Annotated in this window: 15 protein-coding genes; 11 read left to right on the top strand and 4 right to left on the bottom strand. The window is 46.3% G+C overall.

Features of this window, described 5'->3' with window-relative positions:
- The first annotated feature begins 21 nt into the window (after nucleotides 1–21).
- Genes BK127_RS00250 through BK127_RS00220 form a run of 7 tightly spaced genes read left to right on the top strand, consistent with a single transcriptional unit; the run spans nucleotide 22 to nucleotide 7,119 of the window.
- On the top strand, nucleotides 22–1,116 hold the full coding sequence (locus tag BK127_RS00250; protein WP_076227339.1) for an ABC transporter substrate-binding protein: 1,095 nt from the start codon (nucleotides 22–24) through the stop codon (nucleotides 1,114–1,116).
- A gap of 28 nt (nucleotides 1,117–1,144) precedes the next feature.
- A complete protein-coding gene (locus BK127_RS00245; protein ID WP_076227336.1) occupies nucleotides 1,145–2,077 on the top strand; it encodes a nucleoside hydrolase in 933 nt (310 codons plus the stop codon).
- A gap of 26 nt (nucleotides 2,078–2,103) precedes the next feature.
- The gene (locus BK127_RS00240; protein WP_076227334.1) at nucleotides 2,104–2,925 is read left to right on the top strand and encodes an ABC transporter permease; all 822 of its coding nucleotides are present in this window, start codon (nucleotides 2,104–2,106) and stop codon (nucleotides 2,923–2,925) included.
- Between the two features lie 4 nt (nucleotides 2,926–2,929).
- The gene (locus BK127_RS00235; RefSeq protein ID WP_076227331.1) at nucleotides 2,930–3,718 is read left to right on the top strand and encodes an ABC transporter permease; all 789 of its coding nucleotides are present in this window, start codon (nucleotides 2,930–2,932) and stop codon (nucleotides 3,716–3,718) included.
- Nucleotides 3,719–3,734: 16 nt separating this feature from the next.
- Entirely contained in the window at nucleotides 3,735–4,820 is a 1,086-nt protein-coding gene (locus tag BK127_RS00230; RefSeq protein ID WP_076227328.1) for an ABC transporter ATP-binding protein, read from the top strand.
- Nucleotides 4,821–4,839: 19 nt separating this feature from the next.
- Nucleotides 4,840–6,552, top strand: coding sequence for an adenine deaminase (locus BK127_RS00225; protein WP_076227326.1), 1,713 nt, complete (start codon nucleotides 4,840–4,842; stop codon nucleotides 6,550–6,552).
- Nucleotides 6,553–6,585: 33 nt separating this feature from the next.
- Nucleotides 6,586–7,119 carry a nucleoside 2-deoxyribosyltransferase gene (locus BK127_RS00220; RefSeq protein WP_076227324.1) on the top strand — a complete coding sequence of 178 codons (534 nt, stop codon included), beginning with the start codon at nucleotides 6,586–6,588 and terminating at the stop codon, nucleotides 7,117–7,119.
- 96 nt (nucleotides 7,120–7,215) lie between these two features.
- Here BK127_RS00220 and BK127_RS00215 read toward each other — a convergent pair whose 3' ends face one another.
- The 4 genes from BK127_RS00215 to BK127_RS00200 form a co-directional block, all read right to left on the bottom strand.
- A complete protein-coding gene (locus tag BK127_RS00215) occupies nucleotides 7,216–8,073 on the bottom strand; it encodes a DUF72 domain-containing protein (RefSeq protein ID WP_076227321.1) in 858 nt (285 codons plus the stop codon).
- Between the two features lie 199 nt (nucleotides 8,074–8,272).
- Entirely contained in the window at nucleotides 8,273–9,187 is a 915-nt protein-coding gene (locus tag BK127_RS00210; RefSeq protein ID WP_076227318.1) for an NAD(P)/FAD-dependent oxidoreductase, read from the bottom strand.
- 151 nt (nucleotides 9,188–9,338) lie between these two features.
- A complete protein-coding gene (locus tag BK127_RS00205) occupies nucleotides 9,339–9,755 on the bottom strand; it encodes a YjdF family protein (protein WP_076227315.1) in 417 nt (138 codons plus the stop codon).
- 195 nt (nucleotides 9,756–9,950) lie between these two features.
- Nucleotides 9,951–10,790, bottom strand: coding sequence for an AraC family transcriptional regulator (locus tag BK127_RS00200; RefSeq protein ID WP_076227312.1), 840 nt, complete (start codon nucleotides 10,788–10,790; stop codon nucleotides 9,951–9,953).
- A 127-nt stretch (nucleotides 10,791–10,917) separates the two neighbouring features.
- On the opposite strand from BK127_RS00200, the gene BK127_RS00195 reads away from it, so the two are divergent.
- The 4 genes from BK127_RS00195 (at nucleotide 10,918) to BK127_RS00180 (ending at nucleotide 15,036) form a co-directional block, all read left to right on the top strand.
- On the top strand, nucleotides 10,918–11,697 hold the full coding sequence (locus tag BK127_RS00195; protein WP_076227309.1) for a sugar phosphate isomerase/epimerase family protein: 780 nt from the start codon (nucleotides 10,918–10,920) through the stop codon (nucleotides 11,695–11,697).
- A gap of 57 nt (nucleotides 11,698–11,754) precedes the next feature.
- Nucleotides 11,755–12,783, top strand: a complete 1,029-nt coding sequence (locus BK127_RS00190) for a Gfo/Idh/MocA family protein (RefSeq protein ID WP_076227306.1) — start codon at nucleotides 11,755–11,757, stop codon at nucleotides 12,781–12,783.
- Nucleotides 12,784–12,955: 172 nt separating this feature from the next.
- Nucleotides 12,956–13,828, top strand: a complete 873-nt coding sequence (locus tag BK127_RS00185; RefSeq protein ID WP_076227303.1) for a 3-hydroxyacyl-CoA dehydrogenase family protein — start codon at nucleotides 12,956–12,958, stop codon at nucleotides 13,826–13,828.
- Nucleotides 13,825–15,036 (top strand): acetate/propionate family kinase, encoded by a 1,212-nt coding sequence (locus BK127_RS00180; protein ID WP_076227301.1) that lies wholly within the window; start codon nucleotides 13,825–13,827, stop codon nucleotides 15,034–15,036. The genes BK127_RS00185 and BK127_RS00180 overlap by 4 nt, the downstream gene beginning before the upstream one ends.
- Nucleotides 15,037–15,130 lie beyond the last annotated feature (94 nt).

Here is a 15,130-nt window from a genome sequence, read left to right as displayed (position 1 = left end):
AAAGGGATAGGTGGAGATTAGATGATGAAGAAAAAAATGATCAGCAGCGCGATTTCAGTTACATGTGTGGCATTAGCTTTAGCAGGATGTGGTACAGATGGGAAGAGCAGCAGCGGGACTCCTGCAGCCTCAACACCGGAAGCATCCAAACCAAGCGGCGAGCCAACCAAATTGGTCATCTCAACATGGGCCAATGATGATTTTACGAATAAAGAAGTGATTGTACCTTTTGAAAAAAAGTTTAATGCCAAAGTTGTGTTTGAAATCGGGAATAATGCGGAACGCTTAAATAAGGTGCAGCAAGGAAGCTCGGCAGTGGACGTTCTGTTCCTATCCGATTATTTCACACAGCAGGCGATTGATGCTGGGGTTATCGATAAGATCGACGCTGCAAAGCTGACTAACCTGAATCAGCTCTATGATATTGCCAAAGCACCGCTTGGCGCGGATTATGGACCGGCCTACACAGTCAATCAGCTGGGTATAGCTTACAATCCAAAGCTGGTAAAGACAGAAATTAAATCATGGAAAGACCTTTGGAGTCCGGAATTAGCCAAAAAGCTGACACTGCCTGGTATTACGACAACTAGTGGTCCGATGATGATCGATGCGGCTTCGCTGATTGCAGGAAACAGTACCTTCAATGAAGATCAAGCTTTTGCCAAATTAAAAGAGCTGAATCCATCAGTCGTTAAATATTACGGGAAAACAGCAGATTTTGTTACAATGTTTGCGCAAGGCGAAGTTGCCGCGGGTCCATTTATGGACAGCTACTTTAAGGATCTTCAAGCCGGAGTGCCAGATGCCAAATTTGTGACGCCGCAAGAAGGCGGATATGCAGTTATGAACACAATCAATGTCGTAAAAGGTTCTAAAAACAAACAGCTAGCTGAAGAATTGATCAACTGGTATTTGAGCAAAGAGGTACAAGAAAAGGTGGCTAAAGCCAAAATTACGTCACCGACCAATAAAGAAGTGAAACTGACAGATGAGGAAGCCAAGGGATTGACCTATGGTGCCGACGTTATCAACAAGCTGCGCAAGTTGGACGTTAAGTTTGTCAATGATAACTTGAAAAAATGGACCGACCGTTGGAACCGTGAGCTTGCACAATAAACCTGGAAGCATGGGAGCGAAGAGTACAATGAACAAAAAGGTTATCCTCGATGTGGATACCGGTGTGGATGATGCCTTAGGCATCATCCTTGCGGTCCAAAGCGGTGAAATGGATATTGTGGGGATTACGACTGTCAATGGCAATGTATCGGTGGACACAGCGACAAATAATACATGCAAAATTTTGCAACTGCTCGGAGTTGAGCAGCAGATTCCTGTTGTCAGAGGAGCAGCTAAGCCTTTATTGAGGCCGCCTGTTTTCGAGCATCGGGTACATGGTGAAGATGGAATTGGCGGCGCACTCCGCGACATGCCGGTACATACTTCGGTTACGGAAGGGTTTGCGCCCGATTACATTATTGAACAGGTAATGCGTTACCCGGGAGAGATTACGCTGATCATGACAGCACCTATGACCAATCTGGCTTTGGCCCTGATGAAACGTCCGCAATTGATTCACGAAATCAAGGAAGTTATTTTCATGGGCGGTGTGGTTAAAGGGTTTGGTAATGTGACGCCAGTCGCTGAATACAACATGTATGTCGATCCGGAGGCCGTCAAAATCGTCCTTCATGCGGGATTCCCTTCATTGACGCTTGTTGGGCTGGATGTAACACGGCAGGCATTGCTCAGTGATGCACATATTACAGAGCTGGGTGATACACCGATCGGTCGTTATGTGAAGGAAAGCACCTCCGATTATATGAAGCGATATTTTGAAAGAAACCAGGTTCAAGCCTGCGCGCTTCATGATCCGTTGGCTGTAGGTGTGGCCTTGCGTCCTGAGCTGGTTACAACTCATTCTTATTATGTCGATATTGAGACTCGCAGTGAGCTGTGCGACGGTCAAACGATATGTGATTTTCAAAACCGATTGAAGCGGGAGCCTAATGTCCGGGTATGTACGGATGTGGACGCCGATGCATTTTTGCGGCTGTTTGTGCAAACGCTGCGTACTTAGGGAACCGGGAAAAGGGGGTAGCTTCCGTGAAAAAGAAATACGTCTATTTATTAATGCTGCCGGGACTGTTATTCCTGACCCTGTTCATGCTCGTTCCCATCATCATGACGATAGGAACAACTTTTTTTCAAAAAGGGAATTTTACGTTCAACGGCTATATGCATTTTCTACAGGATCAATATTTTCTGAATATCCTGCTCACCACGATGCAGGTGAGTACGGTTACGACGATTTTGTGTATTCTCATCGGGTTTCCGGTTGCTTATTATGTTTCCAGACAAAGCCCAAGGACCAAGGGGATTATGCTTGCTCTGGCGATCTTTCCGCTGCTTACGAGCTCGGTGGTCAGGTCATTCAGCTGGATTATTATACTGGGCAAAAACGGACTGCTTAATTCTTCCCTGATGTCACTTGGACTGATCCAGCAGCCGCTGGAAATATTGTATACGCCGACGGCGGTGATGATCGGACTGATTCATCTCTTCTTGCCGTTGATCATTATTTCCTTGGTCGGTGTGATGGAGAATATCGATCCCGATCTGGTCAAGGCAGCGGAAAGCTTGGGCGCCTCCCGATTTACTGTATTCCGCAAAGTCATTTTTCCACTCAGCATACCTGGCTTGATTCTTGGCAGTATCTTGGTGTTTGTGGGAAGTATGACTGCGTATACGACGCCATCGGTGCTGGGGGGCAAAAAGCGGGTCATCTCCACCTTTTTATATCAAAATGCGATTACTTTGAATGACTGGTATTCGGCATCAGTCGTTGCGACGATCATGATGGTCATTACCTTAATTGTTATTGGCTTGATGACAAAAATTTCGACTAAATTAAGTGTGAAGGGGTAGGGGCATGCAGGAGAAGAATCGAGGGCTAGCCCTATTTACATTGCTTATTTATATACTGCTGCTGAGCCCCTTGCTTATTATCGCCGCTACCTCATTCGAGCCGGGCACGATCATGAAATTTCCGCCGCAGGGGTTTTCCTTGAAATGGTACGAAAATATTTTTAAACAATCGATGTTTATGGAAACGTTCAAAATATCGATTATGGTTTCCTTGGTCGGTAACCTGTTCGCGCTGCTGATCGGGATTCCTGCTGCTTATGCGTTAAGCCGGTTCGATTTTAAGGGGAAGGAAGCATGGAACTCCTTATTCATTTCTCCTATATTAATACCGGGAATTGTAATGGGTTTTACGATGCTTAAATATTTGATTGTCGCTTACCAGCTGCCTATGATGACTGCGCTGTTCATCGGGCACACGGTCATTATGCTCCCATTTACGATACGTGTTATCGCGTCGAGCTTGTCCAATTTTGACTTTTCGATTGAAGAAGCGGCATTAAGTCTGGGCTCCAGCCGTTTGAAAACCTTTTTTATAGTGGTGCTGCCTAATATCAAGTCAGGTATTTTGGCTGCGATCATCATTGCTTTTCTGGATTCCTTTAATAATGTGGAAATATCCGTCTTTATGACAGGACCGGGAGTCAGTACGTTCCCCATTCAGATGTTATCATATTTGGAAAATCATTTTGATCCGACGCTCGCGGCGATTTCCGTGCTGCTTATGCTCTTGACTATGGTTTTATTATTCCTCATTGAAAGACTTCTGGGATTAAGCTACTTTACAAAACGATAACGGGGGTTTTTCACTCATGACATTGCTCGCTTTGGAAAATGTGTCGGTTGCGTACAATCATCAGCATTACATTTTACGTGATTTTAATTTAAATATTGACAAAGGGCAGTTCATTTCACTGCTCGGACCCAGCGGCTGCGGTAAAACAACGACCTTGCGTTTGATCGCCGGTTTCTTGGAGGCTAAGCATGGCAAGTTTACTTTTGACGGGAAAGATTATACACGGGTTCCGGTTAGCAAACGAAATTTCGGTTTCGTGTTTCAAAGCTACGCCTTGTTTCCGCATCTGTCTGTATTCGAGAATGTAGCGTTCGGTTTACGCCTCAGAAAAGTGTCGGAGTCCGAAATTGGGAAGCGGGTAGGCCGTATTCTGGAAGTCGTCAGCTTGACAGGCTTTGAGAAGCGGTTTCCAAAAGAATTGTCCGGTGGTCAAAAACAGCGGGTTGCGATCGCTCGGGCACTTGTTATTGAGCCTGATTTGCTGCTGTTCGATGAGCCTCTCAGTAATCTGGATGCCAACCTGCGTACCCATATGCGTGTAGAAATACGTCGGATTCAACAGGAATTGGGCATTACCACCGTTTATGTATCACATGATCAAGAGGAATGCTTCTCGATCTCCGATCAGGTAGCTATTATGAACAATGGGATTATTGAGCAGTTGGATCGTCCGGCAACGATTTTTAAATATCCGAAGTCCGAATTTGTTGCACGATTCATAGGTTTCAGCAATTTTATTAATTTTAGTCAGCGGATTGATCACGACGAGGAAATCGTATTGAAGGAAAGCGACTATGAGTTCCGCGTGCTGAGACATCAGGGAACCCAAAACACTACGGGCCGCAAAATCGCCATTCGTCCTGAGGACATTCTCATCACAGCCGATTCATTAAAAAGTGCTGCAGATAGTGAAAATCCGGAAATTACCAATACCGTATCAGGCCTCGTCACCGTTAGCACCTTTCTTGGACGCAGCTATCAGTATGTCGTGAAGACGGAGCTGGGTGATTTTATGGTCAATAAGGAAATGGAGGAGCCTTATGGGAATGGATCCCGGGTTCAGCTTTCGTTTCCCTCGGAAAAATTAGTTATCGTCGATTAACGCAGCAGGAGGTGCACATATGCATGTAGATTTACTTATCGAGCAGGTTCGAATGTTTAACAGCTATACCAAAAAGTTTATCAAGGGTAATGTAGCGGTGCTGGATGGCCGTATTCTTTATATGGGCGATCGCGGACAGGAAACGTTCGAAGCCGCCGAGATTGTCAAGGGTGAGGATCGTTACTTGCTTCCCGGACTCATCGATATTCATCTGCACATCGAAAGCACGATGGTAACACCAGCAACCTTTTCCTATGGATTGATACGTAACGGTGTGACGACGATCGTACCGGAGCCGCATGAGATCGCGAATGTATTTGGTCTTGCCGGGGTTAAAGAGATGCTGAGAGCAAGCGAGGAATGTGTTGCCGATATGTTCTATGCAGTTCCAAGCTCAGTCCCGGCTACTTCGCTGGAAACGGCTGGTGGGTCCATCGAAATTGCCGATCTGGATGAGCTGCTGCAAACGGAAAAAATCGCTTGTTTGGGCGAAATCATGAATTATGTGGATATTATTTCCAATTCGGACAGTAAAACCAATCACATTCTGGAGCATATTCGAAGTCATTATCCGGATTTGATTATAGAGGGACATGTTCCCAAGCTGTTGGATTTGGATTTGCACCGAGTCATCTATGCCGGCGTGGATTCAGATCATACGCATCAATCGATTGAAGGCATGGAAGCTCGGATTAATGCCGGAATGTTTATTGAAATTCAGGAGAAGTCGATGACCGATGAAGTAATGAATTATTTGATCGAGCACGATGTATCGGAGCATTTTTGTTTTGTGACCGATGATGTGATGGCGGATTCGTTTCAACGTCGTGGTCATCTGAATCACTTGGTTCGCAAAGCTATAGGAATGGGAATGGACGCCGAAAAAGCGATCTATGCCAGTACCTTTACACCTGCCCGTAGAATGAGAATGCATGATCGTGGTGCCATCGCGCCCGGCAAAATTGCCGATTTCCTGCTCGTGTCAGACCTGCAGAGCATGATTATGGATCAGGTATACAAAAAAGGACAAAAGGTATATGACATTCACGAAGCTTACCTGCCCAAACCGAGTAAGCACTCATTCCCTGAGCATTATTATGCGAGTGTCAAGCTGCCAATATTAACGGAACAAGACTTCGCTGTCACCGTACAAGCAGCAGATAGCCGTTACTCATGCCGGGTGATGATAGTTCAGGATGGATCGACCTTCACAAAGGAGTACCATGGCGAGGTGGAGATTCGAGATAACCAGCTGTGCTGGGAGGAAAGTCCATACGGGCTGATTGCTACATTTGAGCGTTACGGGAAAAATGGAAACCGTGGATACGGGTTAATCGGCGGAGATACGATCAAACGCGGAGCGATAGCAACAACGTATTCGCACGATAATCACAACCTGCTGGTCGTTGGACATAATCCGCGGGATATGATGCTCGCAGCGAATGAGGTTATCCGCAATCAGGGTGGTTTCTGTGTGGTAGACAATGGTACCGTGCTGGCGAATCTTCACCTTCCTGTAGGTGGGATTTTGACAGAGGAACCGCTGGAGCAAACCGCTGCTGAGGTTCATCAGCTTACCCAGGCTATGGAATCGCTCGGTTACCGACACTATAATCCGATTATGTCGATCAGTACACACTCCTTACCGGTAAGTCCGGCTTTGAAAATAACTGATTTGGGTCTTATCGATGTGAATGAAGGCAAGGTTGTTTCTCTGCTCATTCAGGGCTAGCGCCAAATATGAACAAGTTGTGAGGTGTTTGCCATGGGCAATCGTATCTATTTAGCGGGATTTGAAGTCTTTTATCCAAATGCACTTGAGATCGGTGCCAACCTGAAAGCCGAATGTGCGGAGCATGGCTTTGTCGGTTTGTTTCCTATGGACAACGTGATTAACAAGCAGCCAGGCCGCAGCAAAATGGAAATTGCCTCCGATATTTTTCATGCCAATATTAAGCTGATCGAAAATTCGGATATCATAGCCGCTAATTTAAACAGTTTTCGCGGGGCAGAGCCAGATTCTGGGACCGTATTTGAGGTAGGTTATGCATGTGCCTTAGGCAAAAAGCTGTACGGGTATATGAGCGACGATTCTCTTATATGGGAAAAGGTAGCTAAACACTGGGGAGATGTCCGTCTCGGAGATAATGGGAGATATGTGGACAAAAAGGGCATGCATATCGAAAATCTGGGTATGCCGATTAATTTGATGCTCGGTGTTCCTGTGAAGATTGTGATCGGTACGTTTGAGGATTGTCTGATACAGATTGCAAAGGATCAAGCGGAGACAGCGCAATAGAGTTGATTTTGAAGAAAATAGGGCGCCGTAGGTTAACGACTAACCTACGGCGCTTTTTGCGTTGTGAGTATTGTCCAACCTTTTGCGAAACGATTCCTACAAAATATCCTCAAACAAATCCGCCTGCTTGGGTGGCAGTGCTTGGGTTTCGAGACCGAGCATTTGCATAAGCTCCTTCGCATTATCCGTTGCGTCGCCGCCGGAGTTGTTATTGAAAACAACGTAAATGTGTTTGCAGGACTTCTCCAGCTCAAGCAGCCTGTCCCGCCACTCCGTCAGCTCTTGCGTGTTATATCTGTACAAATAACGCAGCTTACGCCAATCTGGATGGTTGCTTTGATGCCAGCCTTGCACATTGCGTCCATGCATACGCACATAGGTGATCTCGGGTGAGGTCGCTACGGATACGATCGGAATGGAGCCTTCTCCGGCTTGCGGTTCATCGACAATCGTATGAATCCAGTTCTCTTTGCTCATGAAATCAAGGGTTCGCTCGCGAAATTCAGGGGCATACCAGCTCTGGTGTCGAAATTCGAGTGCACAAGGTACGGCCCCCATCCGTTTCCGTGTATCGCGAAGCACGGCTACATTTTCACGACTGCATTCGAACCAGGGCGGATATTGGAATAAAGCCATTGCAAGCTTTCCGGCATCGATAACCGGTTGGATAGAGATGTGGAATGCTTCGTACATAGCGTCCGTGGTGTCAAAAAAGTTTTTCTTTCCCCGAAGATGTCCCGTCATTCCCTGATAAGCTTTTACGATGAATCCAAAATCCTTCGGTGTGTCATTTACCCATTTCAGATAGTTTTTCACCGGCTGCACAGCATAAAATGGGCTATCCAACTCCACGATGGGGAAATGCTCGCTATAGGTAGGCAACCGTTTTGCCTGAGTAAGCTTGCCATACAATTCTTCGTGATCGCCAAATCCGGTTAGGCCGATTTTGATCATAACTTCACCTCTGCAATGTTTTCAACAGGAAAACCGATTTTGTTTAATATCAACTTAGGCAAGAAAATAATGCCAGTTCCTATTATTACACAAAATCGGCGCCATCGAAAACCCTTAAGCGTCGAGTGGAGTTGTCTGGAGAATTGTATGAAATTGACCCAACTCCCCTATCCCGTATTTTGTACATAGATGATGAGGCTTAAATTTCGTTATTCCAGGCCGCTTCGAGCAGCTCACTATTGATCGTAACCGCAGTCAGCGCTCCTGCAGCAGCAGCGGCAATCAGCTGATATGCTGCTGAAGCAGAATCTCCGGCACTGTAGACACCAGGTACATTGGTTTTACCGAAGCTATCGACGAGGACAGCCCCTGTTTCTGTTATTTGGCAGCCTATTGCTTCTGGTAAGTCTGATCCTGGTACAAGCGTCGGTGCAAAGAAGATCCCTGTGCACGCTATTTCGCTGCCGTCCTCCAGGACAACCTGCTGCACTTTACCATCCTGAGAATCAATGCGCAGGATCGGACTATCGAAAAATGGCACATTGTGCTGCCTCAGCTCGTCACGCTGCTCATCTGTCCATTCATCAGGTCCGTTCGTGCAGATGGCATATTGGCGGGACCATCCCGGCAATATTTTGGCCATGTGGTGGGCTTTGGCGCCGTTCGCAATCAATACCAGGGGCTGATCTCTTAATTCCCAACCGTCACAATAGGGGCATACAAAGGCACTGCTTCCATATACATCGATTAATCCCTCAATACCGAGGGGGGCATCCTTCATTCCGGTTGCAAAGAGCAGCTTTTTGACTCGAAAGGCGAGCCCTTGTGCGGTAGTAATTTGAAAATCTCCATCGGTTCCTGTGATCGTTACAGCACGATCTGCAACAAAACGGACGGAGGGATAAGCGGTTACTTGTTCCCTGGCAATTCTCCGAAACTCGCTTGGTGTGATACCGTCTCTGGTCAGAAATCCATGGGATTCGTGTGTTACCCGATTTCTGGGACGATCCTCATCTACGACCACAACTGTTTTTCTTGCTCTTCCCAGCATGAGGGCTGCATTCAGACCTGCCGGTCCGCCGCCAATAATACCAACATCATGCAAAGCTTCCATTATAACCATCCTCCCGAAACTGAATTTGTAACTGATTTTTGATGATAAATAAAATCTATTAAAGATCCTTAATATCTATAATAGAAGATTCGAATGCAGAATGCAAGTAGAAAAACAACCACCTCCCGACAGGAAGTGGTTGCCTCATTTCTTATTTGCCGCGGTGCTTGAGTTTGGCTTTTTGGGTTCTGAGCTCATACTTGTGAGCCTGAAGTTCTTCACGCCGCTCTCTGGCACGTGATTGTCGTTCCACCTTCCGATGCTCGTATTCCATTTGAATTACCTGCTGCGCATAGGTCGAGCCTCCACGTTGTGATAGCTCTCTGGCCGCGAGGCGAGCAAGCCTTTTGGGATTGGTATATCCTTCTCGGCGCGGCTTCACATCAATCGATCGTGTCGTCGTTGACAACAGTGGAAGCATCTGGAATTGAATAAATTCGAGAATCTCTGCTTCTTTAGGTTCCCTGCCGAACAAGTGGCGGCATGCCTTCAATTGGTTGTGTTCCTCGGCTTCAATCAATCCGACCCACAACTTCAGCTGGTCATCAAAATATACGGTAAGCTTCATCCAGCTTCCCCCTCTAATAAAGATTAGAGTGACGGACATCCCGAGGGGGGAAGGCTACTGACAAGAAGGCACTGCTATTGCAAGCCCTTATGCGCCCGGACTACCGACCGGACCGTGATTTTACACTCCAAATTCAGTATAAAGGATGGATGGTATGCGCTTCAAGATGTTTCGGTAACACCCTATCAGCCTATGCTACGAATGCATCGATTCTAATTCCTTTTTCTCCAGCTGACCTGACTGAATGTTGATCCTGAACGTCTTGGGCGATACGCCGTACTTGTCACGAAACACACGGTGAAAATACGAATAGCTGCCAAAACCGGAGGTTTCTGCAATCTGCTCCAACGTTAAATAGCTGTAGGCCATGCGCTCAACCGAGGTGGATAGGCGGATTTCCTGTGTGTACTGAATGATCGTTTTATTGAAGCATTCCTTGAACAGATGGACCGCTCGGGAGACGCTAATACCAACGTGCTGGGCTACATCCTCAACTTTCAACGGTAAAATGGCGTGCTCCTCAATAAAGCTCTTCATTCTTGTCGCCAGAAAGGAGCTGCCGTGACGTGAATTGTTTTCGGTAATCGCACGATCTATGTATAGGCAGAGCGCACGCAGCAAATAATCGGATAGCTCCTTGTTATCTTCTTCAAACCGTCGTTTTTCCAAAATAATTTGCCGCCAGATCGTAAGTATACGTTCATTGACTGCAATCCGTACCTTTTGTGGTTTTCTCGACTTGGCCCACCATTCGTCAATCCAGTCGCCCTTGCACATAATATAGTAGTCACCACTTGAGACAATGGATTGCTGCAGCTTGTTTGTATGCTCGTCGACCCTTAGATCATATGCATCACCCGGCTTGAACAAGAGGAGATCGCCGGTTTCGATCAATGTCATATTACCATTGACCTGTGCATAGCAGCAGCCTTCGGTTTGCAGCCGGAACAAATAGGTGGTTACGCCTTCTTTATAGCTGTTGGTGAATTTTTGTGAATGATACGAGTAACCGCAGGTTAATATATGGGAGTGCACGATAACACCTCGTTTGATTTTGTAGCCAGATCGTTCATGTGATAACCACATCGTTCATAGCTATTATAGGGCATTATTGATTACAATGGAATCAAATACAAATACTTTTGAAGGAGACCTAACCGATATGAGAAGAATGGGTGTTGGCTTACAGTTGTATACGCTTCGTGATGCAATGGCTGAGGATTTTCGCGGAACCTTACGCCGTGTGGCAGAGCTTGGATATGAAGGTGTTGAATTCGCGGGTTATGGCGGTTTGGAAGCTGAAGAACTGAGAGATCTGTTGCAGGAACTAAACCTTAAAGCCATTGGTGCTCATGTGAGCCTGGTTAATACGCGCGCCCACATTCATAAAGAAATCGCTTACCTGAAAACGATTGGTGCTGAATATTACATCATTCCACATATTGTTGCAGAGGACCGTCAAAGTCCGCAAGCTTGGCAAACGCTGTTCGAATTTTTTGAGCATGCAGGTCAAATCGTGCGTGAAGCAGGACTTAAATTTGCTTACCATAACCATGCGTTTGAATTCGAAATGAAAATCGGCGACGAGTTTGTATTTGATGCGATGTATACCGCTACTACCCCTGAGAATGTGCTTGTAGAAATGGACGTTTGTTGGGTGCAGTTCGCTGGTCAAGACCCGCTTCAATATATCAAAAGCTATACAGGCAGACTGCCATTATTACATTTAAAAGATTTCAAAAGGGGCCCTGAGGCTCAAATGGACACGGTGGAGCTGAGCAAAGGCGAAGTGGATCTACAAAATGTAATTCAAGCCGCTTCTGATGCTGGTGTCGAATGGCTGATCGTGGAACAGGACCGCTGTGCGAACCCGCCGATTGAAAGTGTAGCGACAAGTCTGCAATGGGTTAAAGAACATTACCTGTCTGCATTTTCGCAATAGAAAATTAACGATATCAATTGTTCAAGCCAACATAGTCGAATGGGAGAGTTGAGAAAATTGAGTAAAATTAGAGTAGCTGTTATCGGTTGTGGTTCCATTGCTGAAAAAAGACATATCCCTGAATATGCGGACAATCCGAATGTGGAATTGATTGCTTTTTGTGATGTTGTGAATCAACGTGCTCAGCATTATGCAGATTTATACGGAGCCAAAGCTTATACCAATTATGAAGAAATGCTAAGCACCGAGAAGCCGGATGCAGTTAGTGTTTGTTTGCCGAACATCTTGCATGCTCCTGCTTCTATTGCTGCTGCCAATGCCGGTGCACATGTACTGGTTGAGAAACCGATGGCAACCAATGAAGCCGATGCACTGGCTATGATTGAAGCGGCTAAAGCCAACAATGTGTATTTGATGGTAGGTCACAACCAACGCTTGATGCCTCCACATGTTAAAGCCAAAGAAATTCTGGAAACGGGCAAAATGGGTAAAGTATTAACGTTCCGCACATCATTTGGTCATCCGGGTCCGGAAGGCTGGAGTATCGATGGACGCAACAGCTGGTTTTTCCGTAAAGAAGAAGCCATTATGGGCGCAATGGGTGACCTGGGCGTACATAAATCCGACCTGATCCGTTGGCTGCTCGAAGATGAAGTTGTTGAAGTGGCAGCTTTTGTAGGTACTTTACACAAAGAAGGAACAGACTGCGATGATAACTCAACTTGTTTGCTGCGTATGAAGAGCGGCACGATCGGAACGCTTGTAGCAAGCTGGACTTATTACAAAGGTCAAGATAACAGCACAGTTCTATGGTGCGAGAATGGCTGCTTGCAAATTGGTACAGATCCTGAAGATCAAGTTATTGTTCTGATGAGAGATGGTTCGGTAGAAAAACATAGAGTAGGAGCCATGGCGACTAACGAGAAGCAAGTAACGAGCGGCGTTATTGATGAGTTCGTTGAAAGTCTGGTGACATCTACACCTCCACGCATTTCCGGAGAAGAAGGTTTGAAATCATTGAACGTTATTATAGCTGCATTTGAATCGCAAGATACCAAAAAGATTGTTGCTATAAACGGTGTATAAATGACTAGTTTCATATAGAAGATTTATGGAAAGCTCGTGCTGCTGTGGCAGTCGCGGGCTTTTTGTTTGTTTGCCGATTTTCTTATTTTTTTTTCGACCCTATGTTGTGTATAATGACTCTGATAGGAGTTCCTATAGAGAAAGAGATCATGCGTCCGGGGAGGACTGTTGTATGCAATGGAACAAGGTTGGTGTTGTTGGCGGAGGCACCATGGGACAGGGGATTTCGGAAATGCTGGCGGCCCAGGGCCTCGATGTAATTTTAATAGACAGAACGACACAGAAGCTGGAGCAAGCCTGGGAGCATATTGAAAATAGTCTGGATAAGCAGATGGAAAAATGGGCGATCACGGCTGCTGAGAAAAAGCTGATTTTATCCCGCATTCATAAAAGTACCGATATGAGTTTGCTAACGGACTGCGACATGGTCATAGAGTCGATCAGCGAGGATTTGGAACAAAAGAAGCAGCTGTTTCAGCAGCTGGACAGGTTGTGTCCGGCACCAGTTATTCTGGCAAGCAATACCTCGACGCTCAGTCTGACTGAAATTGCGGCATCCACAGCGCACCCGGAACGGGTGATTGGCATGCATTATTTGTATCCGGTATCCCGGATCCATCTGGTGGAGATTATTAGAGGATTAAAAACCTCAGAAGAAACGTTCTCACAAACGAAGAAATTCGTTGAGACGACGATCCAAAAGCACGGGGTACAGGTCTATGAATCTCCTGGTTTCGTGACGACGAGATTGATCTGCGTGCTTATTAATGAAGCTATGCATACGTTGTCTGAGAGAGTGGCAAGCGCTGAGGATATTGATATGGCGATGCGTTTGGGCTATGACTTCCATTATGGTCCGTTGGAGCTGGCTGACCGCTTCGGATTGGATTCAGTGCTGGTGGCGATGGAGCGGATGTTCCGAGAGTTCGGAGATGTCAAGTATAGACCGGCCGTACTCTTGAAGCAAATGGTTCGGGCAGGGGAGCTCGGAACCAAGACTGGGCAGGGCTTTTTTCGGTATGACAGGGATGGTGATCGTCTATGAATATTTTGGTTATTAATGCGGGAAGCTCATCATTGAAGTTTCTTATGTACAATATGGTTAATGAAGAGGTTCTGGCCAGTGGCAGAGTTGAACGGATCGGTATGGATTCTGCGATTCTGAGCTATGAGCCTGCAGGCAGGACTGAAATTCGCGAGGTAGCCGAGATTTTGGAGCATACTACGGCTATTCGCAAGGTGCTGGATATACTAGTGCACAAGGAGCACGGGGTTCTCGCTTCTTCATCCGATATTGATGCGGTTGGTCATCGCGTCGTGCATGGTGGTGAATCATTCTCCAGCTCCGTGATTGTCAATGAGGAGGTCAAGCGGGAAATCAAGCGATTGTTTGATCTTGCTCCGCTGCACAATCCTGCGCATATGCTGGGTATTAACGCTGTAGAGTTGAATATGCCTGATGTTCCTCAGGTTGTTGTATTCGATACAGCCTTTCATCAGACGATGCCTGCGAAATCTTATCTGTATCCGATTCCACTTGTTTTATACCGAAAGCATCAGGTCCGGCGTTATGGCTTCCATGGAACATCACATGATTATGTGAGCGAACGTGCGGCCAGGTTCATAGGGAAACCGCTTGCCGAGCTAAAAATGGTGACCTGCCACATTGGCAATGGAGCAAGCTGCGCCGCGATACTTAACGGTCAATCCGTCGACACGAGTATGGGAATGACGCCGCTCGAAGGACTAATGATGGGCACTCGCAGTGGAGACATTGATCCGGCCATTGTCCCTTATGTGATGGGCAAAGAGGAACTGACGATGAATGAGGTCAATTCCATGTTGAATAAGCATAGTGGTTTAATGGCGATTTCCGGTTTAAGCAGTGATATGCGGGAAATCCAACAGTCGATGGCTGCAGGTGATGGGAGTGCCGTATTGGCTTTTGACATGTATGAGTATCGCTTGCGTAAATATATTGGCTCGTATGCCGCGGCTATGAATGGGCTGGATGTCCTTGTTTTTACGGCAGGAGTCGGTGAGAATTCATCCATTCTTCGTGAAGCGGTATGTCGGAACTTGACGTTCCTGGGGCTGGAGCTTGATGAGGAAGCTAATAAACAACGCGCGCATGGAGATCGGGATATTTCGACCGAAGGATCACGTGTAAAAGTGCTGGTCATTCCTACGAATGAGGAATTGGTCATTGCTCGTGATACATATCGTTTAATATTGGCCCGGCAGAAAGCATAATAAGTATACGCGTTTCATAAGTCGAGCTTGTGTGTGACTTCATGATCAAAAGTGGACTTTTGAACAAACATTTGCTGGAAAACGGATATAATGG

It is taken from the genome of Paenibacillus sp. FSL H7-0331 (assembly GCF_001956045.1).
The sequence above is the reverse complement of the archived record's forward strand: the minus strand, read 5'-3'. Positions and strand labels throughout refer to the sequence as shown.